At 49.1% G+C, this 25,470-nt stretch carries 26 protein-coding genes; 22 read left to right on the top strand and 4 right to left on the bottom strand.

Annotated features, from left to right (window positions below; genetic code table 11):
- Positions 1 to 12: 12 nt before the first annotated feature.
- From B5E77_RS10275 to B5E77_RS10260, 4 genes are read left to right on the top strand one after another with little or no spacing between them, the layout of a single operon-like run.
- The gene (locus B5E77_RS10275; protein WP_275532760.1) at positions 13 to 1,281 is read left to right on the top strand and encodes a glutamate-5-semialdehyde dehydrogenase; all 1,269 of its coding nucleotides are present in this window, start codon (positions 13 to 15) and stop codon (positions 1,279 to 1,281) included.
- Positions 1,282 to 1,284: 3 nt separating this feature from the next.
- On the top strand, positions 1,285 to 1,851 hold the full coding sequence (gene rsmD / locus B5E77_RS10270; protein ID WP_087165295.1) for a 16S rRNA (guanine(966)-N(2))-methyltransferase RsmD: 567 nt from the start codon (positions 1,285 to 1,287) through the stop codon (positions 1,849 to 1,851).
- On the top strand, positions 1,844 to 2,335 hold the full coding sequence (gene coaD / locus B5E77_RS10265) for a pantetheine-phosphate adenylyltransferase (RefSeq protein WP_087165294.1): 492 nt from the start codon (positions 1,844 to 1,846) through the stop codon (positions 2,333 to 2,335). The genes rsmD and coaD overlap by 8 nt, the downstream gene beginning before the upstream one ends.
- A 60-nt stretch (positions 2,336 to 2,395) precedes the next feature.
- Complete coding sequence (locus B5E77_RS10260; RefSeq protein WP_087165293.1) at positions 2,396 to 2,971, top strand: ATPase; 576 nt, start codon at positions 2,396 to 2,398, stop codon at positions 2,969 to 2,971.
- 25 nt (positions 2,972 to 2,996) lie between these two features.
- On the opposite strand, the gene B5E77_RS10255 is transcribed toward B5E77_RS10260, so the two are convergent.
- On the bottom strand, positions 2,997 to 3,920 hold the full coding sequence (locus B5E77_RS10255) for a transporter (RefSeq protein ID WP_143468614.1): 924 nt from the start codon (positions 3,918 to 3,920) through the stop codon (positions 2,997 to 2,999).
- Between the two features lie 53 nt (positions 3,921 to 3,973).
- Here B5E77_RS10255 and B5E77_RS10250 point away from each other — a divergent pair, with 53 nt between their 5' ends.
- The 17 genes from B5E77_RS10250 (at position 3,974) to B5E77_RS10170 (ending at position 20,057) form a co-directional block, all read left to right on the top strand.
- Positions 3,974 to 5,428, top strand: coding sequence for an aminoacyl-histidine dipeptidase (locus tag B5E77_RS10250; RefSeq protein ID WP_087165291.1), 1,455 nt, complete (start codon positions 3,974 to 3,976; stop codon positions 5,426 to 5,428).
- Between the two features lie 69 nt (positions 5,429 to 5,497).
- On the top strand, positions 5,498 to 6,160 hold the full coding sequence (locus tag B5E77_RS10245; protein WP_087165367.1) for a M23 family metallopeptidase: 663 nt from the start codon (positions 5,498 to 5,500) through the stop codon (positions 6,158 to 6,160).
- A 41-nt stretch (positions 6,161 to 6,201) separates the two neighbouring features.
- Positions 6,202 to 7,014: a GTP pyrophosphokinase gene (locus B5E77_RS10240; protein WP_087165290.1), complete on the top strand. Its 813-nt coding sequence runs from the start codon at positions 6,202 to 6,204 to the stop codon at positions 7,012 to 7,014.
- Positions 7,014 to 8,618 (top strand): RsmF rRNA methyltransferase first C-terminal domain-containing protein, encoded by a 1,605-nt coding sequence (locus B5E77_RS10235; RefSeq protein ID WP_087165289.1) that lies wholly within the window; start codon positions 7,014 to 7,016, stop codon positions 8,616 to 8,618. The genes B5E77_RS10240 and B5E77_RS10235 overlap by 1 nt, the downstream gene beginning before the upstream one ends.
- Position 8,619: 1 nt before the next feature.
- On the top strand, positions 8,620 to 9,375 hold the full coding sequence (locus B5E77_RS10230) for a pseudouridine synthase (protein WP_087165288.1): 756 nt from the start codon (positions 8,620 to 8,622) through the stop codon (positions 9,373 to 9,375).
- Positions 9,369 to 10,037, top strand: coding sequence for an HAD family hydrolase (locus tag B5E77_RS10225; RefSeq protein WP_087165287.1), 669 nt, complete (start codon positions 9,369 to 9,371; stop codon positions 10,035 to 10,037). Before B5E77_RS10230 ends, B5E77_RS10225 begins: the two co-directional genes overlap by 7 nt.
- An 18-nt stretch (positions 10,038 to 10,055) precedes the next feature.
- Positions 10,056 to 11,951 carry a YgiQ family radical SAM protein gene (locus B5E77_RS10220; RefSeq protein WP_087165286.1) on the top strand — a complete coding sequence of 632 codons (1,896 nt, stop codon included), beginning with the start codon at positions 10,056 to 10,058 and terminating at the stop codon, positions 11,949 to 11,951.
- 19 nt (positions 11,952 to 11,970) lie between these two features.
- Positions 11,971 to 12,795, top strand: coding sequence for a Cof-type HAD-IIB family hydrolase (locus B5E77_RS10215; RefSeq protein WP_087165366.1), 825 nt, complete (start codon positions 11,971 to 11,973; stop codon positions 12,793 to 12,795).
- Positions 12,796 to 12,835: 40 nt separating this feature from the next.
- Entirely contained in the window at positions 12,836 to 13,624 is a 789-nt protein-coding gene (locus B5E77_RS10210; RefSeq protein ID WP_087165285.1) for an SDR family NAD(P)-dependent oxidoreductase, read from the top strand.
- Between the two features lie 156 nt (positions 13,625 to 13,780).
- Entirely contained in the window at positions 13,781 to 14,320 is a 540-nt protein-coding gene (locus B5E77_RS10205) for a putative ABC transporter permease (protein ID WP_162609679.1), read from the top strand.
- 149 nt (positions 14,321 to 14,469) lie between these two features.
- Positions 14,470 to 14,979, top strand: a complete 510-nt coding sequence (locus B5E77_RS10200; RefSeq protein ID WP_087165365.1) for an NUDIX hydrolase — start codon at positions 14,470 to 14,472, stop codon at positions 14,977 to 14,979.
- A gap of 176 nt (positions 14,980 to 15,155) precedes the next feature.
- The gene (locus B5E77_RS10195) at positions 15,156 to 15,848 is read left to right on the top strand and encodes a SatD family protein (RefSeq protein ID WP_087165283.1); all 693 of its coding nucleotides are present in this window, start codon (positions 15,156 to 15,158) and stop codon (positions 15,846 to 15,848) included.
- A 106-nt stretch (positions 15,849 to 15,954) separates the two neighbouring features.
- Positions 15,955 to 16,575 (top strand): GNAT family N-acetyltransferase, encoded by a 621-nt coding sequence (locus B5E77_RS10190; protein ID WP_087165282.1) that lies wholly within the window; start codon positions 15,955 to 15,957, stop codon positions 16,573 to 16,575.
- Positions 16,544 to 17,620: a toll/interleukin-1 receptor domain-containing protein gene (locus tag B5E77_RS10185; protein ID WP_087165281.1), complete on the top strand. Its 1,077-nt coding sequence runs from the start codon at positions 16,544 to 16,546 to the stop codon at positions 17,618 to 17,620. Before B5E77_RS10190 ends, B5E77_RS10185 begins: the two co-directional genes overlap by 32 nt.
- Before the next feature lie 59 nt (positions 17,621 to 17,679).
- Positions 17,680 to 18,390 (top strand): LytR/AlgR family response regulator transcription factor, encoded by a 711-nt coding sequence (locus tag B5E77_RS10180; protein WP_087165280.1) that lies wholly within the window; start codon positions 17,680 to 17,682, stop codon positions 18,388 to 18,390.
- Between the two features lie 9 nt (positions 18,391 to 18,399).
- Positions 18,400 to 19,242, top strand: coding sequence for a hypothetical protein (locus tag B5E77_RS10175; RefSeq protein ID WP_087165279.1), 843 nt, complete (start codon positions 18,400 to 18,402; stop codon positions 19,240 to 19,242).
- On the top strand, positions 19,239 to 20,057 hold the full coding sequence (locus tag B5E77_RS10170; RefSeq protein ID WP_087165278.1) for an ATP-binding protein: 819 nt from the start codon (positions 19,239 to 19,241) through the stop codon (positions 20,055 to 20,057). The genes B5E77_RS10175 and B5E77_RS10170 overlap by 4 nt, the downstream gene beginning before the upstream one ends.
- Here the strand turns inward: B5E77_RS10170 and B5E77_RS10165 are convergent.
- From B5E77_RS10165 to B5E77_RS10155, 3 genes are read right to left on the bottom strand one after another with little or no spacing between them, the layout of a single operon-like run.
- On the bottom strand, positions 20,035 to 21,138 hold the full coding sequence (locus B5E77_RS10165; protein ID WP_087165277.1) for a prenyltransferase/squalene oxidase repeat-containing protein: 1,104 nt from the start codon (positions 21,136 to 21,138) through the stop codon (positions 20,035 to 20,037). The two genes, B5E77_RS10170 and B5E77_RS10165, sit on opposite strands and share 23 nt — an antisense overlap.
- A 13-nt stretch (positions 21,139 to 21,151) precedes the next feature.
- Positions 21,152 to 22,285, bottom strand: coding sequence for a toll/interleukin-1 receptor domain-containing protein (locus B5E77_RS10160; RefSeq protein ID WP_087165276.1), 1,134 nt, complete (start codon positions 22,283 to 22,285; stop codon positions 21,152 to 21,154).
- A gap of 5 nt (positions 22,286 to 22,290) precedes the next feature.
- On the bottom strand, positions 22,291 to 23,043 hold the full coding sequence (locus B5E77_RS10155; RefSeq protein ID WP_087165275.1) for a class I SAM-dependent methyltransferase: 753 nt from the start codon (positions 23,041 to 23,043) through the stop codon (positions 22,291 to 22,293).
- Positions 23,044 to 23,311: 268 nt separating this feature from the next.
- Between B5E77_RS10155 and B5E77_RS10150 the strand changes: the two genes are divergently transcribed.
- Positions 23,312 to 25,441 carry a hypothetical protein gene (locus B5E77_RS10150; protein ID WP_087165274.1) on the top strand — a complete coding sequence of 710 codons (2,130 nt, stop codon included), beginning with the start codon at positions 23,312 to 23,314 and terminating at the stop codon, positions 25,439 to 25,441.
- The last annotated feature ends 29 nt before the right edge of the window (positions 25,442 to 25,470 follow it).

Here is a 25,470-nt window from a genome sequence, read left to right as displayed (position 1 = left end):
CAGCTTTTCATTTTGCGCGGGAACAGGAGGACACAGATGACGCTGGAACAGATAGGCCAAAGGGCAAAAGAGGCGGAGCCATCACTCCGTGTGATGAACCAAGAGCAGAAGGATCAGGTGCTGCTGCGCTGCGCAGAGTATCTGGTACGGGATACAGATTTTATTCTCAATGCCAATGAAGCCGATATGGAAAATGGGAAAAAACGCGGCATGAAGGAAGGACTTCTGGACCGGCTGAAGCTGACACCGGAGCGGATAGAGGGCATGGCTGAGGGACTGCGCCAGATTGCAGAGCTTCCGGATCCGATTGGTGAGGTGATCTCAGAATGGACCCCGGAAAACGGCCTGGACATCCGAAGGGTACGTGTGCCTCTTGGCGTAATCGGAATCATCTACGAGGCCAGGCCCAATGTGACGGCGGACGCCTTTGGCCTCTGCTTCAAGACAGGCAATCCTGTGGTGCTGCGCGGAGGCAGCGATGCAGTCCATTCCAACAAGGCCATTGTAGAGGTGATTCAAAAGGCCCTGGCAGACTGCGGTTCCCTGCCCTTTGCAATTCAGCTTCTGGAGGATACCAGCAGAGAGACGGCTGCGGCTTTTATGAAGCTGAACCGGTACATAGACGTGCTGATCCCGAGAGGAAGCGCAGGGCTGATCGCCACGGTAGTCAACAACAGCACGATTCCTGTCATTGAGACGGGCTCCGGGAACTGCCATGTCTATGTGGATGATGCTGCCGACCTTCAGATGGCGGCAGATATTGTATACAATGCGAAGACCCAGCGGATCGGCGTCTGCAACGCCTGTGAATCCCTGGTAGTGCACCGGAAGATCAAGGATGCCTTTCTGCCTATGCTGGCGGAAAAGCTTTCTGCAAAGCAGGTGGAGCTTCGGGGAGACGAGGCGGCCAGGGAGGCGGTTCCTTCCATGATCGAGGCCACGGCGGAAGACTGGGGCACAGAGTACCTGGACTATATCCTCTCTGTAAAGACTGTGGACAGCGTGGAGGAGGCTATCGCCCATATCAACCGGTACAATACAGGCCATTCCGAGGCTATTATCACGGAAAATAAGGAGCATGCGGAAAGGTTCTTAAGAGAGGTGGACGCTGCGGCGGTCTATGTCAACGCTTCCACCAGATTTACAGATGGCTTTGAGTTTGGCTTTGGCGCGGAGATCGGCATCAGCACCCAGAAGCTTCACGCCAGAGGGCCCATGGGGCTGGAGGCCCTTACCTCCTACAAATATGAGATATATGGCCACGGCCAGGTAAGGGGGTAGCGCATGAGAGTCATAGCAGGAACAGCCCGCAGCATGCCGCTTCGATGCATTGAGGGCCTGGACACCCGCCCGACGACGGATCGGATCAAGGAGACGCTATTCAATATGCTGCAGCGGGAGATCCCGGGCTGCCGGTTTCTCGACCTGTTCGGCGGCAGCGGAGCCATCGGGATTGAGGCCTTAAGCCGGGGCGCAGATTTTGCCGCCTTTGCCGAGAACAATAAGAAGGCCTATGAGTGTATTCTCGACAATCTGGCCTTTACAAGGCTTGCAGACCGCTCCAGGGTATTTTTCATGGATGCGCTTGGAGCCCTGCGGGTGATGGAGGGAGACGGGCCCTTTGACCTGATCTTTCTGGATCCGCCCTATGGCAGAGGGATGGAGCGGGAGGTGCTGGCCTATCTGGAGCATTCCGGTCTGGCAGACGAGGATACGACGATTATCCTTGAGACAGATCTGAAGGAGGATACCAGCTGGATATCCGGCTTTGGATTTACGATAAGCAAAGAGAAACGATATAAGACAAACAGGCATCTTTTTATAGAGCGTATGAGGGGAACGAATGATTAGAGCGATATATGCGGGAAGCTTCGATCCGGTCACCAACGGACACCTGGATGTGATCATCCGTGCGTCCAGAATTGTGGATGAGCTGGTGGTTGGGGTTTTGCACAATCGGGCAAAATCTCCGTTGTTTTCTGTGGAAGAACGTGTTAATATGTTAGAGGAAGTGACGAAGGAATATCCAAATATTAAAATCCATTCCTTCACGGGACTTCTTGTAGAATTTGCAAAAGAGTGCGAGGCTCATATTATTGTGAGAGGCCTCCGGGCGATCACAGATTTCGACTACGAGCTTCAGATGGCGCAGACCAACCGGATCATGAGTCCGGATCTGGACACGCTGTTTCTGACGACGAGTCTGGAATACGCATACCTGAGCTCCACGACCGTCAAGGAAGTGGCAGCCTTCGGCGGCGATATCTCCGCCTTCGTGCCGCCGTACGTGGAAGAAAAAATCCGGGAAAGGATGCATGAGCTTTACGGAGTATAGAGCCCGGGAACGGAAACGTTTCACCGGAGAACGGGCATGAGCAGGGAAAGGAGAACGGGCATGAGCAGCAAAATTGAACAGATCATCGAGGAGATCGAGGAGTATATCGACGGCTGCAAGCCGCAGGCATTATCAAAGACAAACATTATCGTAAATAAAGAGGAGATCGAAGAGTTGCTTCGGGAGCTTCGGATGAAGACGCCCGAGGAGATCAAGAGGTACCAGAAGGTGCTTGCGAACCGCGACGCGATTCTTGCGGACGCGCAGGCAAAGGCAGATGCGATTATCAAGGAGGCCAATATACATACGACCGAATTGATAAACGAGCATGAGATCATGCAGCAGGCCTATGTGCAGGCAAACGAAATCATGGCTGCGGCTGAGGCTGAGGCGCAGAAGCGCCTGGACGCGGCGACCCTGGAGGCAAACAATTTCCGGGCGGAGGCCATGAAATATACAGACGATATGCTGGGAAATCTCCAGAACCTGATCCGTCAGACCATGGAAGGACATGCCGCCCGCTATGAGTCCATGATGAGCTCCCTGAATAATTTCAGCGATATTCTTGCGAGCAACCGGGCAGAGCTGGAGCCGGCGCTCCGTGAGGGCGGTTCCGGGGAGGAGCCGGAGGAGTAAGGAGTGACAGGACGCCGTAATTGCCCTACAGGATAAAACGGGCCGTAAAAAAGGCGGACGCCGTGACGAGGACAGCTGTCAGAGACTTTGCCCTGAGATAGGAGGCAGAGGACAGGCCGCTGTTCTGGATCATGCTCTGCGTCTGAGCCAGCCCGGAGAGGCCGCCAAAGGCTGCGATCCCTAAGGTCAGGCTGAAGGAAAGCCGGGCGGGAAGCGCGGAGGCGGCGGTCAGGGAGATTCCATTCGTGATCTCCAGAATTCCTACAAGAGCACAGGTCAGGGCGGGATAAGGACAGGGAACGCCCCGAAGAAGCCTCGCCAGCATGGAAAAGAGGATCATATAGCAGCCGAGCTTCAGAATACTTTCCAGTCCGTTCATGATACAGGCATCTGCGATTTTGAAGCTGATTTGAGATCCGGATGTCTTTTTTTCTGCAGCCATGGAGGGAAAAGAGCGCCCGCGTCGTGTCAGAAGCCCTGTCAGAATGGGAGCCCCAAAGGATAAAAGAAGGGCCGGGAGCGTCAGATCCGGGCGTCCAAGGCTTTTTGTCATGCAGAAGCCGATCAGAAAGGCCGGGCTTACGTTGTTGCAGAAGCCCAGGAGATAATTTCCTTCCTCGACTGTGATATGCCGGGCTCTCACCAGCTCGCCTGCGATTCTGGCCCCAGTGGGAAAACCGCACAGGAAGCCTGCGGCAAGGCAGAAGCAGCCGTCCCGGGAGCAGCCGAAGATTCTGTGGAGGACCGGATAGAGAAAGCGCATAAGGTAAGCGACCCCGTCCAGAGCGATCAGCAGAGAGGACAGGATAAAAAAGGGCAGCAGAACGGGAACCAGGGTGTTCCACCAGAGCAGAAGCCCGTCTGCCGAGGCCTCAGAAGCTTGGACAGGATCGGTCAGGAGGAAGAACAGCAGCAGCGCGGTCACAAGGATGGCCAGTATTTTTTTCACGATAATTTTTTTGTCCGTCATACAGATACTATATGAGAAAGAGGAGACAGATTATGAGAAAACTGGAGGGACTGAAGCCGGAAAAGGTGTTCCGGTATTTTGAGGATATCAGCGCGATTCCCAGAGGCTCCGGCAATGAGGAGGCCGTCAGCCAGTATTGCCTGGATTTTGCCAGGGATCATGGCCTTGCGGCATACAGGGACGAAAACAACAATGTGGTAATTACAAAGGAAGCAGCGAAGGGGTATGAAAATGTGCCGGGCATGATTCTTCAGGGCCATCTGGATATGGTCTGCGAGAAGGATGAGGACTGCACGATAGATTTTACCCGGGACGGGATCGATCTGGTGGTGGATGGCGATCTGATTCGCGCGAATGGCACGACGCTGGGAGGCGACGACGGAGTGGCTGTGGCAATCATGCTGGCGATTCTGGACGACGATACGATAGAGCATCCCCATCTGGAATGTGTGTTTACGACAGAAGAGGAAACAGGACTTTACGGAGCGGAGGCTCTTGACTGCTCGCGCCTGAAGGGAAGACGGATGATCAATATTGATTCCCGGAGGGAAGGCGTCTTTACGGTGAGCTGCGCCGGAGGCGTAGGCTGCGGCTGTATCCTTCCGCTTGAGTGGGAGGAGACGGAAGGAAGCTGCTATACGGTCTGGGTGGATGGCCTGAAGGGCGGTCATTCGGGCTCTGATATCGACAAGGAGCTGGGAAATTCCAACATTCTGATGGGACGCCTCCTGTGCGTGCTGGACGAGACCGTGGAGCTCCAGCTGGGAGAGACAGAAGGCGGCATGGCAGACAATGCGATTCCCCACAGCACCCATGCGGTGCTTTATGTGCCGGAGGGAGAGGAAGAGAGGCTTGAGGAAGAGCTTCGAAGGATGGACGCTGTCTATAAGAAGGAGTTTGCGGCAAGCGATCCGGGTGTCACAGTTCACTGCGAAAAGCATGGAAGACAGGCAGGAAAGGTGCTGACTCCGAGAAGCAAGGCGCTGTTTTTGTTCCTGCTTCATCATGTGCCGAACGGAGTGATCCGAAACAGCATGGATATCCGGGGGTTGGTTCAGACCTCCCTGAATCTTGGAATCCTGAAAATGGATGAGAAGGAGGCTGTGCTGGTATTTGGCGTCCGCAGCTCTCTGGAGTCGGAAAAGGAAGAGCTGGGAAAAAGGCTCCGTCATCTGACGGAATTTCTGGGTGGAACCTGCGTCCTGGAGGGAGATTATCCCGGCTGGGAGTATCTGCAGGAATCTCCGCTTCGGGAATCCATGGTGTCCATATACGAGAGGATGTACGGGCAGAAGCCCCAGGTGCTTGCGATACATGCAGGACTGGAATGCGGCTTTTTCTGCGGAAAGATAGAGGGACTGGACTGTGTTTCCATCGGTCCGAATCAGTATGATCTGCATACGCCGAGAGAATGCCTGAGCATTTCTTCCACAAAAAGAGTGTACGATTTTATTCTGGAGGTTCTAAAAGAGCAGAAGGAAGCATAGAATTACAGTCAGAGAACAGTGTCGGCTTTCCGGGATTTCCGGAAAGCGCAGACGTCGGCAGAGGTGTCCATGCGGCTTTCGATTGCTTCTTACGGGTTACTGCTGATATGCGCCGGCCTTTTCATCCACCTGGAGCTGTCCTGGCTTTCTGACCACAGCGTGGAACAGACAGAGGGAAATCCGGCTTCGGAGCAGGCGCGGGAGTACTATGAGCTGTACGAGAATATCTGGAAGGATCTGGAGTACTTTCCGGTGCCGGAATCGACGGAGGATGAGAAAGCGGCTGTCTCCTTTGAAAACAGCTGGATGTTTGAGCGTACCTATGGGGGCTCTTACGGACACGAGGGTACGGATCTGATGCCTTCTGTGGATAAGAGCGGCTACTATCCTGTCGTCAGTATGACAGACGGCGTCATAGAGAATATCGGCTGGCTGGAAAAGGGAGGCTGGAGAATCGGAATCCGGAGCGTCCATGATGTGTATTTTTATTATGCGCATTTGTCCTCCTATGCGGAGGAGTTTGAAAGGGGAGACGTCGTCGAGGCGGGACAGCTTCTGGGCTGGATGGGCGATACCGGATACGGGAAGGAAGAGGGTACCACAGGGCAGTTTCCTGTACACCTGCATGTGGGAATCTATGTGAGAAACGAAGAGATTCCGGAGCTGGCGGTCAATCCCTACTGGTTCTTGAAATACCTGGAGCAGTATAAGCTGAAATATTCGTTTTCCTGAAGAAGGGTTCGGCTTTTGCGAAGGCAAAAAGGAGAGGTTTTATGGAGATACAATTGTGGCGGGAGATTTTGAATCCTTATGAGCTTGCCGTCAAAGAGATCATGACAAAGTTCAATCACCTGATCAAGGAGCACCGGGACCGGGGGCTTTATTCTCCCATCGAGCAGGTGGAGGGGCGCGTCAAGACGATTTCCAGTATTCTGGAAAAATGCCAGAAGAAGAAAATCGATCTGGAGGACATCGAAGAGCGGATCTATGATCTGGCGGGAGTCCGGATTATCTGCCAGTTTGTGGAGGATATCGACAAGGTCGTGGAGATCATCCGGAACCGGAAGGATATGGAGATCAGGCAGGAGAGAGACTATATCCGTCAGATGAAGACCAGCGGCTACCGGAGCTATCACATGATTATCTATTATACGGTGGACACGCTGGACGGACCGAAGAGGCTTCAGGTGGAGATTCAGATCCGGACTATGGCCATGAATTTCTGGGCCACTGTAGAGCATTCCCTTCAGTACAAATACAAACGGAATATTCCGGATCATATCAGGGAGAGGCTTTTGAACGCAGCCGACGCGATCATTGTCCTGGACAATGAGATGTCCAGTGTGCGCAGTGAGATTATGGACGCGCAGATTTCCTTCCAGATACAGGCCAATATTGTCGCGGATATTCTGAACAATATACAGAACCTTTACAAGGTGGCAAATAAGCGCGAGATTCTGAAGATTCAGGACGAGTTCTACCGGATCTACGCGATGAATGACATTGACCAGCTGGAGCGCTTTGACAAGCAGCTCGACATGATAGCTGAGGGCTACCGGGCGCAGACGCTGGCTACGGAGGAATAATGGAGTTACCCGGGAAATTTACAGAAGAAATGAAGGAGCTTCTGGGCGGAGAATTTTCCGCCTGGCTGAAAAGCTTTGAGAGGGAGGAAGGCAGCAGCCCGTCTTCCGGGCAGGCTGCGGCGTCAGGCTCGAGAGAGAGCCTGCGCGGGCTTCGGGTAAATACCCTGAAGACAGAGCCGGAAGCGTTCCGGAAGCGCTTTTCTTCCCTTTTGCGTCCCGTTCCGTGGACAAAAAACGGCTTTTACATAGAAGGGGACCAAAAGGCTTCGAAGCATCCCTATTATGCAGCAGGCCTCTATTATCTGCAGGAGCCCAGCGCCATGACGCCTGCGGCCGCCCTTCCCATCGAGGAGGGAGACCGGGTGCTCGATCTCTGTGCGGCTCCCGGCGGCAAATCCACAGAGCTGGCAGCCAGGCTTTTGGGAACCGGCCTTCTCGTGGCGAATGATATCAGCAATTCCAGGGCAAAGGCTCTTCTTAAGAATCTGGAGCTTTTTGGCGCGGAAAATATTCTGGTGACCAGCGAAAGCCCGGACAGGCTCTGTTCGTATTTTGAGGGCTTCTTCGATAAGATTTTGATAGACGCTCCCTGCTCCGGCGAAGGTATGTTCCGGAAGGAGCCTTCGATGGTACGGGACTGGAAGGAGAAGGGGCCGGATTATTACGCGCAGCTTCAGAAGGAAATCGTATCACAGGCGGCCAGGCTTCTGCGCCCGGGCGGCCTTCTTTTGTATTCCACCTGCACCTTTTCCGTAAAGGAAAACGAGGAGACGGTTCTGACGCTTCTGCGGTCGGAGCCAGGCTTCCGGGTTCTGCCGCTGGCGCTGCCTCGTCCGGCGGAAGAGTACGGCTTTGCGCCCGGGCGGCCGGATCTGGTCTCTGGCGGGAGCCCGCCCTCGGCAGAGGAAGCAGCTCAGCTGCGCCTGGCGGCCCGGCTGTATCCCCATCGGATTGACGGCGAGGGGCATTTTGCAGCTCTGCTTCAGAAGCAGGGCGCGGCAGCCAGAGGCAGGAACACAGAGTGCAGGGCGGCGGAGTGCGGAACCGCAGGGCGCAAGGCAGCAGAGTACAGAGCGGAAGAACGCGGGGAAAGCGGGCTTCCAGAGGAATGGAGGGAATTCTCCAGGCTTCTGCGCCGTCCCTTCGACGAGCGCAGGATCCGTCTTTATGACGGACGGCTCTATCTGCTTCCGGAGGAGCTTCTTGCACGAAATATCCGGGGGCTTCGGTTTCTGCGGACAGGCCTTTTGCTCGGCGAGATGAAGGGAAAGCATTTCGAGCCAAGCCAGGCGCTGGCGATGTCGCTTCGCAGGGAGGAGTTCGCGGCGCCGCTTGATTTTTCCCTGGAGGACGAGAGAGTGCTCCGCTATCTGAAGGGGGAAACCCTGGATGTGGAGGAGAAAGAGGCTTCGGAACGGGCGGAGGACGCATCGGAAGAGCTCTCTGACAGCCAGATAAAAAAGAAAAAATCCGGGCAGAAAAAGAAGGAAAAGGACAAGGCCGGAAGCTGGCGCCTGGTCTGTGTGGACGGTTTTCCGCTGGGCTGGGGAAAGCTGTCGAATGGCATGCTGAAAAACAAGTATTACCCTGGCTGGAGGTGGTGACATGCGGCTTGATAAATATTTGTGCGAGGCCGGACTGGGGACGCGGTCCCAGGTGAAGAAGCTTCTGAAAAGCGGCGCGGTCACAGTAAACGGCCAGACGGCTGTAAGGCCGGAACAGAAGATAAAAGAGAATGACAGGGTGGCGGTGTCAGGCCGTGAGCTTTCCGTTTCGAAAATGGAATACTGGATGCTCAATAAGCCGGCCGGCTGTGTGTCAGCCACAGAGGACAGCCGGTTTCAGACGGTGCTTGATTTTCTTCCGGAGGGAGCAAGGCGGGATCTGTTTCCGGCAGGGCGGCTTGACCGGGATACAGAAGGCCTGCTTCTTTTGACCAACGACGGAAAGCTGGCCCATTTTCTGCTTTCTCCGAAGCGTCATGTAGATAAAGTATATTACGCGAGGATCCGGGGCAGGGTGACGGAGGAGCATGTGCGGCTTTTCGAGGAAGGCCTTGATATTGGAGATGAGAAAAGGACGCTGCCGGCCAGGCTTGTGATTCTGAAGAGCACGGCGACGGATGCTTCCAGGGAGGACGCGGAAGAAGCGGAGGACAGGACGAGCGAGATCCAGGTTACGCTCCGGGAGGGCCGTTATCATCAGGTAAAGCGGATGTTTGAGGCGGTCGGCTGCGAGGTGGCGTATCTGAAACGCCTGTCTATGGGAAGCCTGAAGCTGGATGAGAGTTTAAGCCCCGGCGAATGCAGGCTGCTGACAGAGGAGGAGCTTGCGCGTCTGAAGGAGGAGACGGGATGCTGAAGAATGTAAAGGCTGTACTTTTTGATTTGGATGGGACTCTGGTGGATTCCATGTGGATGTGGACGGATATTGATGTGGAATATCTGGGAAAATACGGGTACGAGCTTCCTCCTGAGCTTCAGAAGGAGATCGAGGGCATGAGCTTTTCGGAAACGGCGGTCTATTTCAAAAAGCGGTTTAGTCTGCCTCAGAGCCTGGATGAGATCAAGGCAGAATGGATCGAGATGGCAAAATATAAATATGCCCATGAGGTTCCCATGAAGCCGGGAGCCCTTTCCTTTCTCCGTTACTTAAAGGAACAGGGGATTCGTGCCGGTATCGCGACCAGCAACAGCCGGGAGCTTTTGGACGCAGTCATGGGCTCTCTTGGACTTGACCAGTATATCGACTGCAATATGACCTCCTGCGAAGCCGGCGCCGGGAAGCCGGCGCCGGATATTTACCTGAAGGTGGCAGAGCGGCTTGGCGTGTTTCCAGAGGAATGCCTGGTCTTTGAGGATACGCCTGCAGGCATCCAGGCAGGACATAATGCAGGAATCCGTGTCTGCGCCATGGAGGACAGCCATGTGGCGGATCAGAAATCGGAGGTCTGCCGTATGGCGGATTACTATATTCATGATTTCGGGCAGGTATTGGATGGAAGCTTTGTGACGCTGAAATAGGCCAAAAGGAGAAACGAGATGCCGAATACAGGATTTTTGCCCGCCACCCGGGAGGAGCTGCGGGAGAGAGGAATCACAGAGCCGGATTTTGTCTACGTGATTGGAGACGCCTACGTAGATCACCCTTCCTTTGGCCCGGCTGTCATCGGGCGGGTGCTGGAGAGCCACGGCTATACAGTGGCGATGCTTTCCCAGCCGGACTGGAGAAGGCCGGAAAGCATTCAGGTATATGGAGAGCCACGGCTTGCCTTTCTGGTTTCATCCGGAAATATGGATTCCATGGTAAACCATTATTCTGTCTCCAAAAAGCGCAGGAGGACAGACGCTTACACGCCGGGCGGCGTAATGGGAAAGCGCCCGGACAGGGCAGACATTGTGTACAGCAATCTGATTCGCAGTGTTTACAGGCATACGCCTATCATACTTGGAGGCATTGAGGCCAGCCTCAGGAGGCTGGCCCATTATGATTACTGGTCCGACAGCTTTAAGCGCTCCCTGCTTCTGGACAGCGGAGCCGATCTGATATCCTATGGGATGGGAGAGCGCTCCATCGTGGAGATCGCGGACGCCCTGGCGTCCGGGATTGCCGTGCAGGATCTGACCTTTGTAGATGGAACCGTGTACAAAAGCTCACGGAAGGAGGATATTTATGACGCCATCTTTCTGCCGGATTATGAGAGCATGCGCGCGGAGAAGCGTCTTTACGCGGAGAGCTTTGCCATACAGCAGAAAAACGCAGATCCGATCCGGGGAAAACGGCTGGCGGAGGCCTATTCCGATCATACCTTCATTGTTCAGAATCCTCCTGCAAAGCCTCTGACGCAGGAGGAGATGGATGAGGTCTATGACCTGCCCTATAAAAGGGCCGTGCACCCGGCCTGCCTGGCCCGGGGTGAGGTTCCTGCCTTTTCCGAGATCATATTCAGCCTCACCAGCTGCCGGGGCTGCTTTGGAGCCTGCTCCTTCTGTGCCCTGACCTTCCATCAGGGGCGGATTATCCAGGCCCGCAGCCAGGAATCGCTCATCCGGGAGGCAGAAGCAATGGTTCAGGATCCGGATTTCAAGGGGTATATCCATGATGTGGGCGGTCCGACTGCAGATTTCCGCCATCCGGCCTGTGAGAAGCAGGAAAAGCACGGCGCCTGTCCGGAGCGGCAGTGCCTGTTTCCAAAGCCCTGTCCGAATCTGAAGGCAGATCACGGGGAATATATCAGTCTTCTTCGAAAGCTGCGCGCCCTTCCGGGAGTGAAAAAGGTCTTTATCCGTTCCGGAATCCGTTTTGATTATGTGCTGGCGGATCCGAAGGCTGACGTGTTTTTAAGGGAGCTGTGCGAGCATCATGTGAGCGGCCAGCTGAAGGTCGCGCCGGAGCATGTGTCAGACAGGGTGCTTTCCCATATGGGAAAACCTTCCCGGGGCGTGTACGAGGCCTTCTGCCGGAAATATAAAAAAATGAATGAGAGGCTTGGGAAAAAGCAGTACCTGGTTCCGTATCTGATGTCCTCCCATCCGGGCTCTACCCTGAAGGAGGCGGTAGAGCTGGCGGAATACTGCCGGGATCTGGGATATATGCCGGAGCAGGTGCAGGACTTCTACCCGACGCCATCCACCCTTTCTACCTGCATGTATTACACCGGCCTTGATCCACGTACTATGCAGCCGGTCTATGTGCCGAAGAACCCTCATGAAAAGGCTATGCAGCGTGCCCTGATTCAGTACCGGGATCCGAAAAACCGGGATCTGGTACGGGAAGCGCTGGAGAAAAGCGGACGGACCGATCTGATAGGCTTTGGGCCGAAATGCCTGATACGCCCGGAGAGAGGACAGGAAGGTCCAAAGAGCCAGAAGAGTTTTTCCGGGGCATCAGGAAGAAAGAAGAAAACGATTCGGAATGTTCATAAGAAAAAATCGTAAAACGGAGGACAGTGACATCATGAGCCAGTATGAACTGATTGCCCTTGATATGGACGGCACGCTTCTGAATTCCAGGAAGGAAATCACGCCGGTTACGCTGGAGGCGTTAAAAAGGGCTGTGAGGGCCGGAAAAAGCATCGCCCTTTCCACCGGGCGCTGCCGCCCGGAGCTGACTGCCTACACCAGCCAGGTGCCGGGCATCCGTTACCTGATCTGCACCAGCGGAGCGCTCGTCTATGATATATGGGAGCAGAAGGAGATTTATATGAGGACGCTGGAACCTTCTCTGGTGAAAGAGCTTCTGGAGCTTTCCAAAAAGGAAGGGGCCATGATGCATCTGCTGGACAGGGAATCGATTGTCCAGACAGACCAGTTTGAGCATATGGAGCGCTACGGTATGGGCGTCTATAAGCCTATGTATGAGCGTGTGGTGACAGCCTGGGATGACTTGTATGAAGCCTACTGCGCCGCGCCGTTTCCGGTGGAAAAGGTAAATTTCTACCACACGGATCTGGAATCCCGGGAGCGAACCAAGGAGCGGATTCGAAGGGCAGGCCTTCCGGTGGTCATGGTAAATGCGGAGAGCTCCTCTCTGGAGATTTCGGCGTCAGGCGTGGACAAGGGCGAGGGACTGCGCAAGCTCTGCGAATACCTGAAGCTTCCGCTTGAACGGACGATTGCCGTAGGCGACGCAGACAATGATATCACGATCCTGAAGACGGCAGGGCTGTCCGCTGCCATGGGAAACGCACTGCCGGGCATCAAAGCGCTGGCGGATGTGGTGGCTGCGGACTGCGAGCATGATGGATGCGCTGAAATTATCGAGAACTATCTGCTGGCGTAAGGAATACCGCCGGTGAGAGAGAAGCGGGAGGCGGGATTTGATGAAAAAGTACAGAAAACAGATTGCGCTGGTGACGGGAGCCTCTTCCGGTATGGGGCGCTGCTTTGTGCAGCAGATTGCGGAACAGTATCCATATCTCCACGAGATATGGGTGATCGCGAGGCGGAGGGAGGCTCTGGAAAGGCTTTGGGAGGAGCTGCCTGAGACGGAAATACAGATCCTGGCGCTTGATCTTTCTGACAAGAGCTCTTTTTCTGTTCTTTCTGAAAGACTGAAGCGGGAACGTCCCTGCGTCCGGCTTCTGGTAAACGCTGCAGGGCTGGGCCATAACGGCCCGGTAGATAGCCAGGCTCTGGACGGGATCTGCGATACGATTGACGTCAACTGCCGGGCTCTGATGGCTGTGACCCGTCTTTGCCTGCCTTATCTGAAGCCGGGAAGCAGGGTGATTCAGCTGGCCTCCGGCTCTGCCTTTCTTCCGCAGCCGGGATTTGCAGTATACGCGGCGTCCAAGGCCTGCGTCCTCTCCTTTTGCCGTTCCCTGCAGGAGGAATTGCGGCCGAAAGGCATTGCCGTCACAGCGGTTTGCCCGGGCCCGGTGAGGACAGAATTTTTTCAGGCCGGCGGCATTTCGCTAAGCCCCCTTAAAAGGCTTTTCCTGGCAGAACCGGAACGGGTAGTTCGGAAGGCTCTTGCGGATGCTGCAAAGGGAAAAGCAGTGTCTGTCTACGGCTTTTCCATAAAGCTGGTGCGGATTGCGGCGAAGCTGCTTCCGCAGGGGGCGCTGGTACGGCTGAGCTCCCGGGTGCTGGCTGCACGCCATGATTAAGGCTTAGGATAATATTATAAAAAAGGTACCCTTGGAAAGGAAGGGAAATGTTAAAAAAATAACATTTTTCTGTTGACAGACGCTCCTTTCTATCATACACTGAACGAAACGCATTTAACATACAGAGGTTCATTACAACATATGAGAGGGGAACAAATGAAAAGGGTACAGGATTATTTTTTATATTTTGTGTTTTATTCGATCATTGGCTGGATTTATGAGGTGTTTCTGGAGGTGGTCGTGTACCGCTGGGGCTTTTCCAACCGGGGCGCGCTGTTTGGGCCATACTGTATTGTCTATGGATTCGGGGCTGTGATTCTGCTTCTTACGCTGTCAGGGCTTATGAAAAAGAAAATCAAGCTGGGGCCTGTAAATATCACGCCGCTTCTGGTCTTTGTGGGAATCATTGTGATCACAACAGTGATCGAGCTTATCGCCAGCTACATCATGGAATTCACCCTGGGCGGATGGCAGTGGGACTACACCCGCTTTTCCTTCAATTTCCAGGGAAGAATTGCCTTAAATCCCAGTGTCCGTTTTGGAATAGGCGGCATGGTGATTTTGTATCTGCTGCACCCGCTGGTGCGAAGGTTTACGGAAAGAACCAGCGAAAGAATGCAGAGGGTGACTGCGCTTGTCTGCCTTGCCGTGCTGGCGGCAGACTGTGTCCATTTTGTTTTGAAAAACTGGCTCTGACAGTTGTCGGAGCTTTTTTCTATATGCTATATAGCCTTTCATGGGACATTAGGAGAAGTAAAAAAGTGAAAAAAGGGATCCGGAAGGAGCCTGCAAGGGCAGGCTGTGTTCGATTCCGGGAGGATATCATTCTAAGGAGGAAGCTGCAGATGGAACATGATATTGGAACCTTGACGACGCTCTGTTATCTGGAGCAGGATGACAGGCTGCTTATGCTTCACAGAATAAAAAAGAAAAATGACGTCAATCAGGACAAGTGGATCGGTGTAGGAGGACACGCTCTTTCCTATGAGAGCCCGGAGGACTGTCTCCTGCGCGAGGTGTATGAAGAGACAGGACTGACCCTGACGGATTACCGCTTCCGTGGAATCGTGACCTTTGCCCTGAAGGGCGTGGAGACCCAGTATATGTGCCTGTATACAGCCACGGGCTGGGAGGGAGAGATTGACTACAACTGCCCGGAGGGCGTGCTGGAGTGGGTGCCGAAGGAGAGAATAGGCAGCCTGGAGCTGTGGCCGGGGGACAGGGTGTTTTTTAAGCTGCTCGCGCAGGAGCATCCGTTTTTTTCGCTGAAGCTGTCCTATGATGGGAATGTGCTGGAGGAGTGTGTGCTGGATGGGAAGAGGATGGAGTGGAAGGAGTTTTTGAGGGAAGCGTAGTGTCAGTACAGTAAGGATGCATGGTCTTTTGCACATCGACGCTCAACGGCTATCAGTGAAAAATATTGATCTCATAAAAATCAAATAAATTTCGTTGATTTTATAAAAATCAAATAAATTTCGTTGATTTTTATATTTGGAAGAGTTAGAATATCCTCAGAAGGAGGAGGAAAGCTGTGTATTTTGCGGTGATAGGAGATATGATTGGTTCCAGAACACTTTCTGACCGCCAAAGCGCCCAGAACTCTCTGCAGGAGGCTCTGGAGGAAGTGAACCGGTTTTATACCGACAGCTTGGCATCTTTGTTTACTATAACGTTAGGAGACGAGTTCCAGGGGCTTCTGAATGATGCGGATGAACTGATGGAGATAGTGGACAGGATCCGCTTTAGCGTATACCCGTTGAAGCTGCGCTTTGGAATCGGAGTCGGCAGTATGAGTACGGAAATTCTTCATGACGTAAGTATAGGGAGCGATGGACCGGCATACTGGGCTGCCCGGGAGGCAACAAAATATATTCAAGAAAACAATGATTATGGTTATTCTGAAATATGTGTCAGGCTTTATTTAGAACATAAAAATGAGCTTGAAGAACAGATGACAGAGACTGTCAATAGTGTATTGCGTTTATGCGGGCGTATGGAAAAATCCTGGACAAAGTCCCAGTATGCCTTTGTTCGAGAGGTTATGCTGAAGTATAACTACGGAACAGCCGGAGAGTATTACCAGAAAAAAATCGCGGAAGAACTGGGAATTTCTCCGCAGATGGTCAGCAGTCGGATGAAAAATACAGGTTTGACGACCTATATTTCCGCACGTCAGAATATAGAAAAAATGATGCAGGCGCGATGGGGAGATCAAAATGAATAGGATGGCGCCATATGTATTTTGATTTTTACATCTGCTAAAGGTGATGAATGTTATTTTTAGATAGTTTTTGCGAATTTCATAATGGATTGTATAGGGGAATATTGCGATGGAGGATGTGCAGATTATAACCGGAAGCGAAATAACACCGTCTTATATTAAACAGGCTTTGGAATTAGATCGAATTTCATATGGAGAGGATTATTATCTGGATTTTGACAAATGCCTTTCTTATTATCAAAAAAATAATGAAATATACATCATGGCCGTTGACAGTGTTAAGCAAAAGGTGCTGGGGTATATAAATTTCAGTCCTGTAACAGAAAAGATGTTCAGGCTGATAAAAACAGGCAGCGTAATTGATACTGTTATTTCGGATGAGGATATTGTCAGGTATATAGAGGGAAATAATTGCTGGGCATATATGTCTTCGATTGTAGTGCATCCGAATTACAGGCATAAAGGGCTTGCACGAAGGATGCTTGGTAAACTGGAAAATTTTATTTTTTCTCTGGCTTCAGAGCGCAGCATTTATTTTTATGGTATTATTGCTGACGCAGTGTCCGCAGGCGGACAGAAGCTCTTGAGCAATATTGGATTTAAAGCTGTAAAAAGGTCAGAGCACGACACTGTAATTATGGAGATGAATTTTGATGAGGCTCCAGAAACTCAATATAACCGGGAAATATTGAAAATATATGCAGGAGGGAGGAAACATAGTGGTGTTTAAATATGATCTTTTTATATCGTATGCAAGTGAAAACAAAGGGATAGCCGACTATATTGTTGAAAAATTGGAAAAAAGGGGACATAAATGCTTTATTGCGCCCAGAGATATTCGTATTGGGGCGGAATATGCAGTAGAGATAGTAACTGGAATCAGTAATTCCACAGCGGTTTTGCTGGTATTTTCCAGCAAATCGGATAAATCTCATTATGTCCTGAGAGAGATAAATTCTGCTGTTTCAAGAAATAAGCCTATTATTCCCTTGCGTATAGAAGATTTTTTGCCTTCTGAAGCAATGGAATTTTATCTCGGGCCGACACACTGGCTGGACGCCTTTCCAGAGATTCTTGACGTCCATCTTGACAAGGTAATATCTATTTTGCATGGAATGAACGGTAAGATGCCGGAAGTAAAGGAAGCTGCAATAAAGGGACCGGAGCTCTTAAAAATTGAAGATATATCCAGAATTGAAATGGATTATTCAGACTTGACAATGAAAGAGATAGAAATAGACTATCTCTGCATCCCGGCAGAACAGTATGAAATGAATGAGGATATCGAAGGAACGTATGATGACTGGAAAAATACCGCGAAGGAGTATGAAAACGACACCTCTATTTTGCTGGTAAAAAATGATGATATTATTGGTTACTGCGATATGTATCCGGTCACGAAAGAAGCTTATGAAAAATTGATATCGGGTGAAGTTATCATTCGGGAAGCCATGATTGACCTGTTTTGCATAGGAGGAACATTTGACGCTTATATTTCGATGATAGGAATTATTCCCCAGGAAGAGCGGCAGACAAACTATCTTATGATTTTTGACTGGATTTTTCAACATTTGAAAGAATGGAAGGAAGAGGAAATTTACATAGAGAAAATTGGTATTTCCGTGTATTCCAATATGCTTGAGAAGTTTGTTGTCCGTTTTGGTTTTCAATACAGGGGGCTTAATCCTGCAAAGGGGAAAATCTACGAAACGTCGGTAAGCGAGCTTAAGGAAAACGCTTTTGTTAAAAAGAGATATCCAGAGCTTGCGCTGTAGCTGCGTTCAAAAATTGTTTTGTGTAAAAGCAGGGATATAATAAAAGGGAGTAAGCAGTTATGAAAGTCGCAGTCTGTGACGACCAGCCGCAAACGCTGGAGGATTTGAAAGAGCAGCTATTACAGATTTCATTCGTGAAAAAGGTACATACCTATTCAGATATGACCACTTTCTGGGCTGCACAGGAGTCAGGGGAGCATTACGATATAGTTTTTATGGATATCGACTGGAAGCAGTCGGCTCAGACAGGAATAGACTTTGCAGAGCAGCTGTCTGAGACTACTCCTTATACGAAAATAATTTATATTACCGCCTACACGCTGGACTATGTGGAGGATATTTTCCTGAAACAGGCAAATTTATGCGGTTTTCTGAAAAAACCAGTTGGAAAAGACCAGTTATTGCGTATTCTGAAGAGGATACAGAAGGAACAGGAGCTGACACAGGGAAAGCTGTTGATTTACTGCCGGGGAAGCCATATCGCAATTCCATTCAGAGACATTCTGTATCTGGAAAGCAGACTTCACAAAACCTGTATTGTGTTGAAAAAAGGAGAATATCTTTGTGGCGAAAAGCTGGAGCTTCTGAAGGAGAAGCTGGACAGCCGTTTTTTAAATTGTCACAAGAGCTATATAGTTAATATGGATTATATACAGGAGTTCCATGGAAGAGAAATTGTCTTGGAGGGAGGGTATGCCATTCCTGTAAGCAAGGCGAAGGGAAAAGGGGCAAAGGAACATTTTTTTGCCCATGTTTCCAGACAGATGTAGGAGACATATATGTTTGTACTGATTTTAAATGTTCTAATCTATGGCCATGACGCTTTGATGCTTCTGCTTTACTATTCCAGAACATTGGAAAGAAGGTATTCTTTGGGGGCTGCAGCGCTGGGAACGGCAGGATGGTGGGCGATTCAGTGTGCCTGCAAGCTGCCGGCTATGTATCTTAAGGATGATTACAGTATGACTTGGATTATGATTGGACAGTGCCTGAATATGATACTTTATCTTCAGATTTTTTATCAGTCCTCTCTGGCTAAAAAGCTCCTGGCCTTTGTGCTGGTGACGGTAACTCTTGGAGCGGCAGAATTTACCTCTATACTGATTGCCGCAGTTTTTACTGACTTTGGGGCAAAGCCTCTTCAACTGGATTCGGAATTTACTGTTATGTGTCTGTTGATCATGCGTCCGCTGGCAACACTGGCATATTTTTTCGCCTTACAGATCTGGAATGCTTTGCAGCGCTCCAGCTGGCTGAGGGGCGGACGGCAATGGCTGTGCGTACTCCTACCTTTCAGCCAACTGTTTCTTCTGTGGTATCTCACGGAAGTCTATACAGATGCAGCGGAAGGACTGCCGGTTCCGGTTCTGCTCGGAGTTTTTCTGGCAGTGGCTGCAGACGTATATATGCTTATTGTGTTTGACCAGGCGCAGAAAAGGGAGCAGATCGAAAAGGAGCTACGCTTGAAAAGGCATTTGCAGGAGCTGGAACAGTTTCGGTATGACAGATTGCGGAGCGTTCAGGAAGAGACAGCCCGGCTCCGGCATGATTTTCAAAATTATCTGCTGACGCTGCGGGCTATGTCGGAAAAAGAAATAAAGAGCGGGGAAGAAAGTGGATGAAGAAGGAAAGACTGCTGTTTCTTATTGTTCCGCTCAGTCAACTTCTGATGCTTTTGGGCGTTCTGAGCGGCGAGCGTTCTCTGGACCTTTGGGGGTACGGAGGAATTGCTTTGAGCGCTGCCGCAGATATTCTGCTTTTTTATGTGCTGGCATGGGGCTCAGGTAAAGACAGGCTGCAGCGGGAGCTTCAGGAGAGCGATGAGATCGGGAAAGCCTGGCATATACAGAACGAGAGGCTGGACGCAGAACAGAAGGAGATTCTGATGATGCGCGCCGGCTTTGAAAAACAGCTGGAGCAGATACAGCAAAGGCTGGAAAAGGGAGAGAAGACAGAGGCCCGGCAACAGATGGGAATGCTGCAGGAGCGGCTCGACGATCTCCAGCCGCTTGATTATTGCCAGAATCCGGTGGTAAATGCGGTTATAAGCGAAAAAATGAAGGAGTTTCAGAGTCTTGGAGTGAAAACAAATATCAGTCTTGTTCTTCCAAAGGGCTTGCAGATAGAAGCCATTTCTCTGTGCAGCCTCTTTTCCAACCTGCTCGACAATGCGCTGGAGGCTCTGAGCGAACTGCCGCAGAAAGACAGGAAATTTGAGCTGAACGCGGAAATCAGAGGAGGATATCTGTTTGTAAAAGCGCAGAATCCGGCGTCGAAGGAGCATGTGGCAAGAGGTAGCAGGAAAGGCAGAGGCTACGGTACGCAGATTCTTCAGAGCCTGGCAAAAAGATATGAGGGAAAGTATCAGGCTGAATACGAGAAGGGCTGGTATACAGTATTGGTGATACTGAATATCATGAGGAAGGAGTGCTGTTAAAATTCTCTTTTTGGGAACGGCTTAAAAAATATTGAGCAATAATATCGGTATAGTCAAGACCATTCATATCATTTATAGCATTGATAGCCAGTCTCAAGAACATCAAGGCATTGCAGTTGGACCAAGTATATACTTCTGATGAGTCATTGCATTTAAATCCTCCGTTAGTTCGATCCTGAAGAGAGAGGAAATGCTTAATTAAACGTATAATTTCATCTGAGTAAAATTTTGACTTTCCAGAATTTAACAGACCGATTCCCATCCATGCGGCGCCGAAATGTCTGAAAGTAAAGAGAGCTCCTCTTCGTATTCCGACTTCAAAAAATATTTCATATCCGGAAGATAGATTCAGATTTTTTAAATACTCAGCTGCCTGATCTATTTCTCTGCCGTACATATATTTGTTCCGACAGGATAATGCCCAAAGCGCGTAACCCGTCGCTGAGAGTGATGATAAATATTGTCCCTCGACGATTTCCTGTTCAACGCCTGCATAGTAAGCAAGTATATTTTGCGTCAGGTTTGAGCGCAGGACATTTCCGAAGCCGCCATCTTCATTTTGCAGCTGTAATAACCATTTCACAGCATGGTCAAGCGCTTTTTCAATTGCGTCGTTCCTGAGCTGGTTCTGATTTTCCAAAAAAATAATGGAAATTGCCGTTCGGAAGGTTGTTGACATATCATGCTTGTAATCTCCCCACCCTCCATCCGCGTTTTGAAGAGACAGCATGGAATTTATGCAGGTCTCGATATCTTTACAGACAAATTCTTTACTAAAATCGGGAGAATACTGTTCATAATGTTCTGCATATTCGGATAAGGCTAAACCGACCCAGGCCCAGTCAATTGTAAGAACCGCATGCTTAGAGGGAATCAACAGCCATTTACGGACGGCTTCATTTATGAGCAGCTTCTGATTGTCATTTAAAATATCGCAGAACAAAGAAACTGCATATACAACCTCAGCAGTATTTTGCTCATTAGGTGAAATATTTTGGACCCAGCTCCAGCCGAAGTTTTCCTTGTTCTGTGTTTTAAACAGCCACGAAATGGCTTTGTCTATTTCTTTTTTATATATCATATACGGCCTCCGGTTAACTTAAAAGAATTCTGCATACTCTGGTAATATCCATATTATGATTTTCAAATATGCTGCAGTTTTTGATGTCATAGGTTAAAGCGCCTTCTCCAAAAGAATTTAAACCGATCAATATGTTATCTTTGTATTGCTGCAGCTTTTCGACAAAAGATTCTGGTATATCCAGGCAAACATCAGACCAGAAGAGAACTATTTTGCGCCTTAACTGCAGGTTAACAGCTTCCAGCATACCAGGGGACAAAACTTTTATATCGGTTTTTACATCATAAGCATCCAGTACATCATGAATGACGTCACACATATAAAATGCGCCGTCATATTCCGGAGTATCTGTTAGAATCCACAGTCCGACTTCACTGTCAGGAGAAGAATTCCGTATTTTGAATTTGAAGCTTTCAAAAGCTGCTTTTGAAAGCTTTCTGGAATATGCGAGATCCAGATAATTAACGTTTCGGTAGTGTCTGCTGAGAAGATAGGAGGCAAGCGGGTTCTTTTCATTTTCAATAATCTGTTTTAGACCATTTATGTAAGCCTGAGTGTTTCCTCCGTTGATGTAAGCGCTTTTTAAACAGTATACCGGATAATTATAAAAATTTTCACTCATAGGCCTGTTGATATAATCATAAATGTCTGTATTTTCAAAAAGCCCCCAATAGGCATTAAGAAACTCCCGTTTGGCGATACCAGGTTCCGCGGCTGCAGTCTGATTACGCATGCCGTTAGTTAAGTGTGTGATTGCAGAATGATAATCTTCAAAACATTCATAGGGACGCAAAAAGGGAGGCAGGTTGGCAGTGTCTTTGTTTAATGAGAATATATAAATGCTTCTGTTTGGATCTTTCATTAAAAGATTGAGAAACGTCATCCATTCCTGCGCAACCCAGCCTTTTGAGATATAGTCAATATGTGAATAAATGACGAGAAGCGCTTTTGACATCTCAAGAGCACTCTGAATTTCCAGCATATAATTTGCTATTCCTTTGTCAGCCAAAACAGTGTTGGAGAAAAAAACCTTGAAATTATTTCGTGTCAGAGTATTGAAGATCCTTCTGGCAGCTTCTCGATCCTCAGTCAGCCCTGCTTCAGTAGAATTTTTAAATGAAATAAACAAATCATACTGATAATTCATACAAATCAGCCTTTCCTGGATTTTACTATTAAATAGGCGGGTCGGTGTAATTCATGAATTGTTTTGGGAACTTTCTTCATTAAATCCGCACTGGGAGATGGCTCAATCACTTTTTCAAGAATAAAACCTGCTTCAATCAGCGCATTGAATATAGTGTCTATCTTGTGGTGATATTTTTTCACTTGTTTTCCCAGCCAAGAAATATTGCGGAGACCTTCATCTCCATAGTGATCGGTGACAAAGCCAGTGACAGTATTATCACTGGGCTCAGTAACCCACTGCTGGGGAAATTTACTTGCTGTATACATAGGATGTTCCATCGAAAAGATAAAGTTTCCATTCTGTTCCAATAAATTGTAAATATCTGAAAAAAGCTTTTGAAAATCTTCAACATAGTGAATGGCAAGACAACTAACTATAAGATCAAATTTTTCGTGAATTGAGGAAGCTATTTGCTCTGCAGGAAGAACTTTATAGGTAATATTTTCGTGGGAATTTTCAAGCATTCCCTTTTGAATCATTTTTTTCGATGAATCGATTCCAAGAACATATTTTGCCCCGCTGTTGGCGATTTTGATTGTCATAGCCCCATATCCACAGCCGATATCCATAACAGCTTTATCTTTGACATTGCCGATTAATTCGAATACAATAGGCTGTTCAATCAAATCATTATAATTGCTTTCGGCATTTCTGAGATTTATATAATTATTAAAAAAGGCATCGTCATCATAAATGGCTGATTTCTCTGAACTCATATTTATTCATTCTCCTTTTCATGAATCAATATTTTTCTAAACAGACTAGTCGTAAATATATAAAAATCATACACAAAGTTTTGGAGCTGGTCAATTCTTTGAAGATATAGTATAATGTCTAATTTTGTATAAAAACTATCCAATTATGAAAAAAATAGGAAAATATCATACAAATTTAGTAAAGTAATAAATAAAGATAAATAAGGACAGGACAATATAAATCAGTAAAATCAGTAAACCGGGAATCGGTATTACGGAGGGGATGGAAATGAAATACAATATATGGAAATTCAACAAGGCTCTGTTTCTTGTTATGGCAGGTGTGATGCTGTTATGCCTGTTTCTTCCGGCGGAGAATGCCAGAGCGTCTGATGTTCATTCGAGAGTTATCCACGTAGTCTATGATGATTCGGGAAGTATGTTTAACATAGACAATATTGCAGTAGACACATGGTGCCAGGCTAAATATTCTATGGAAGTTTTTGCCGCTATGCTTGGCGAGGCTGACAAAATGAATGTCTACTATATGAGCGATTATGAGAACGGAACTGCTTCAGATCCCAGAATACAGCTTGACGGGCAAAGCGGAGCGGAGACGAATGTGGCAAAGATACATAATCAAAGGACGGTGGCCGGCAATACTCCTTTTGATTCGGTAAGAAAAGCGTATGCAGATCTTCAAGATGCATCAGCAGATGAAAAGTGGCTTGTGATCCTTACAGACGGAGAATTTCAGGGTGTGGAAGGAACGGAGGGGATTGACGCTTTTCTGTCTCAAAAGGATGCGGATATCAATGTGATGTTTCTCGGAATGGGCGAGAATGCGGACGGTATTACCGAAAAACAGGAGGAGAGCATTTATTATGTTGAGGCGGCTACCAGCAGCGACATACTGAATAAAATTACGGAAATCTGCACCCGCATTTTTAATTCAAACAAGCTGGAGGTCGATGTAAGCCAGAAGTCGTTTTCTTTTGACATTCCGATGGGTGAACTGACTGTATTTGCTCAGGGAGCCAATGTGTCCATTAACGGAATTGAGAAGGATGGAACTATAATCCCGAGCTCCAGAACTCCGGTAGAAGTAAAATACAGTGAATGCGACGCAGAAAATTATGATAATGAGCCCGTGACAAATCTGCTTGGAAAAATTGCAATCTTCAAGGATGATTTTCCGGCTGGCAGCTATACGATAGATGTGTCAGGCGCGGAGACGATAGAGATTTATTATAAGCCCAATATCGAGGTGGCGGCTTATCTTACAGACAGCGCCGGGAATACTGTGGAGAATCTCTCGAATCTGCCTGCAGGAGATTACACGATTTCCTTCGGATTTGTAAAGGCGGGAACTTCCGAAAAGGTGGCGCAGTCCAGTCTTTTGGGAGACGTGTCTTATGAGGCGGCTGTGACAAACAATGGAGTTACGCATGACAGCCTGTATTCGGATGGAGATATTATTACTTTGGAGGAAGGACCTCTTCAGATTGATGTCACCGCGAATTATCTGGAATACAACACTGTGGCAACCAGCCTGTCCTATGATATCTATCAGGATAAGGAGATTACCTTCAGCTTAAAAAATGATCCGGTTTATACCGTGACTTCTGAAGGGCTTACGGGCAATGGAAATATTGAGGTAACGGCACTGATCGACGGACAGGAAATGACCGCGGAGCAATGGGAGGCTATGGAAGCTCCGGAGGTTCGGCTGGCAGATGAAGAGCGGGATTTTAAGCTGGAAGCACCGGTGATGGAAAAGACAGAAGAAACAGGCGTTTTCAGGATTCTGATCAGTCTACCGGAAGGCAGACCTTCTACAGGAACCTATAAAAACTGCGGATATCAGGTTGTCTATGATCAGCAATTTGGAAGCGAGCACTGGCAGGGAAGCATGGAAGGAACGCTCCAGCTGGAGGATACCCGTTCCTGGTGGGAGCGTAACTGGGATCTGGTAGTTAAGCTGGCAGCCTGGCTTGTGGTTCTGCTGATACTGGCAGGCTATCTTCCCTTCATAAAAAATTATCTGCCTAAGACACTGAAAAAAAGGCCTTACATTAAGTGTATTCCGAGCATGTTGGGAGAAAAGAGAAAGGACAGAAACGGAACAGTGGAAAAAAATCTGCTGTCTACAATCGTGCCTTATGTTTCTCAGAAAGGTCGGATTATGTATGTCCCAAAAGGCGTAACCGGCTGTCCGGCGCTGGCCGTCCGGGCTGTCAGAAGAAGACGCATGCTGGTAACAAATATCAAAGCCTTTGCAGAAAAGGACTATATTACCTTTGATGGGGAAACGATTAAAAAGGACGTTAAAAAATATGAAATCAGTTCCGGCGTCAATATAAGGGCAAAGCGAGGAGAATGGACTTATATCTGCACTCCGAGCCAGACGAATAAATGATGGAAGTGATAATAAATTTTATACATACT

Origin of the sequence: Lachnoclostridium sp. An131 (genome assembly GCF_002160825.1) — a bacterium.
Lineage (GTDB): Bacteria > Bacillota > Clostridia > Lachnospirales > Lachnospiraceae > Laedolimicola.
This window is presented reverse-complemented; position numbering and strand designations above follow the sequence as displayed.

Bases quoted from the DNA above. Each gene is read 5' to 3' on its own strand.
- rsmD (WP_087165295.1), top strand. From the start codon at position 1,285: ATGAGAGTCATAGCAGGAACAGCCCGCAGCATGCCGCTTCGATGCATT.
- coaD (WP_087165294.1), top strand. From the start codon at position 1,844: ATGATTAGAGCGATATATGCGGGAAGCTTCGATCCGGTCACCAACGGA.
- B5E77_RS10260 (WP_087165293.1), top strand. From the start codon at position 2,396: ATGAGCAGCAAAATTGAACAGATCATCGAGGAGATCGAGGAGTATATC.
- B5E77_RS10250 (WP_087165291.1), top strand. From the start codon at position 3,974: ATGAGAAAACTGGAGGGACTGAAGCCGGAAAAGGTGTTCCGGTATTTT.
- B5E77_RS10245 (WP_087165367.1), top strand. From the start codon at position 5,498: ATGCGGCTTTCGATTGCTTCTTACGGGTTACTGCTGATATGCGCCGGC.
- B5E77_RS10240 (WP_087165290.1), top strand. From the start codon at position 6,202: ATGGAGATACAATTGTGGCGGGAGATTTTGAATCCTTATGAGCTTGCC.
- B5E77_RS10235 (WP_087165289.1), top strand. From the start codon at position 7,014: ATGGAGTTACCCGGGAAATTTACAGAAGAAATGAAGGAGCTTCTGGGC.
- B5E77_RS10230 (WP_087165288.1), top strand. From the start codon at position 8,620: ATGCGGCTTGATAAATATTTGTGCGAGGCCGGACTGGGGACGCGGTCC.
- B5E77_RS10225 (WP_087165287.1), top strand. From the start codon at position 9,369: ATGCTGAAGAATGTAAAGGCTGTACTTTTTGATTTGGATGGGACTCTG.
- B5E77_RS10220 (WP_087165286.1), top strand. From the start codon at position 10,056: ATGCCGAATACAGGATTTTTGCCCGCCACCCGGGAGGAGCTGCGGGAG.
- B5E77_RS10215 (WP_087165366.1), top strand. From the start codon at position 11,971: ATGAGCCAGTATGAACTGATTGCCCTTGATATGGACGGCACGCTTCTG.
- B5E77_RS10210 (WP_087165285.1), top strand. From the start codon at position 12,836: ATGAAAAAGTACAGAAAACAGATTGCGCTGGTGACGGGAGCCTCTTCC.
- B5E77_RS10205 (WP_162609679.1), top strand. From the start codon at position 13,781: ATGAAAAGGGTACAGGATTATTTTTTATATTTTGTGTTTTATTCGATC.
- B5E77_RS10200 (WP_087165365.1), top strand. From the start codon at position 14,470: ATGGAACATGATATTGGAACCTTGACGACGCTCTGTTATCTGGAGCAG.
- B5E77_RS10190 (WP_087165282.1), top strand. From the start codon at position 15,955: ATGGAGGATGTGCAGATTATAACCGGAAGCGAAATAACACCGTCTTAT.
- B5E77_RS10185 (WP_087165281.1), top strand. From the start codon at position 16,544: ATGCAGGAGGGAGGAAACATAGTGGTGTTTAAATATGATCTTTTTATA.
- B5E77_RS10180 (WP_087165280.1), top strand. From the start codon at position 17,680: ATGAAAGTCGCAGTCTGTGACGACCAGCCGCAAACGCTGGAGGATTTG.
- B5E77_RS10175 (WP_087165279.1), top strand. From the start codon at position 18,400: ATGTTTGTACTGATTTTAAATGTTCTAATCTATGGCCATGACGCTTTG.
- B5E77_RS10170 (WP_087165278.1), top strand. From the start codon at position 19,239: ATGAAGAAGGAAAGACTGCTGTTTCTTATTGTTCCGCTCAGTCAACTT.
- B5E77_RS10165 (WP_087165277.1), bottom strand. From the start codon at position 21,138: ATGATATATAAAAAAGAAATAGACAAAGCCATTTCGTGGCTGTTTAAA.
- B5E77_RS10160 (WP_087165276.1), bottom strand. From the start codon at position 22,285: ATGAATTATCAGTATGATTTGTTTATTTCATTTAAAAATTCTACTGAA.
- B5E77_RS10155 (WP_087165275.1), bottom strand. From the start codon at position 23,043: ATGAGTTCAGAGAAATCAGCCATTTATGATGACGATGCCTTTTTTAAT.
- B5E77_RS10150 (WP_087165274.1), top strand. From the start codon at position 23,312: ATGAAATACAATATATGGAAATTCAACAAGGCTCTGTTTCTTGTTATG.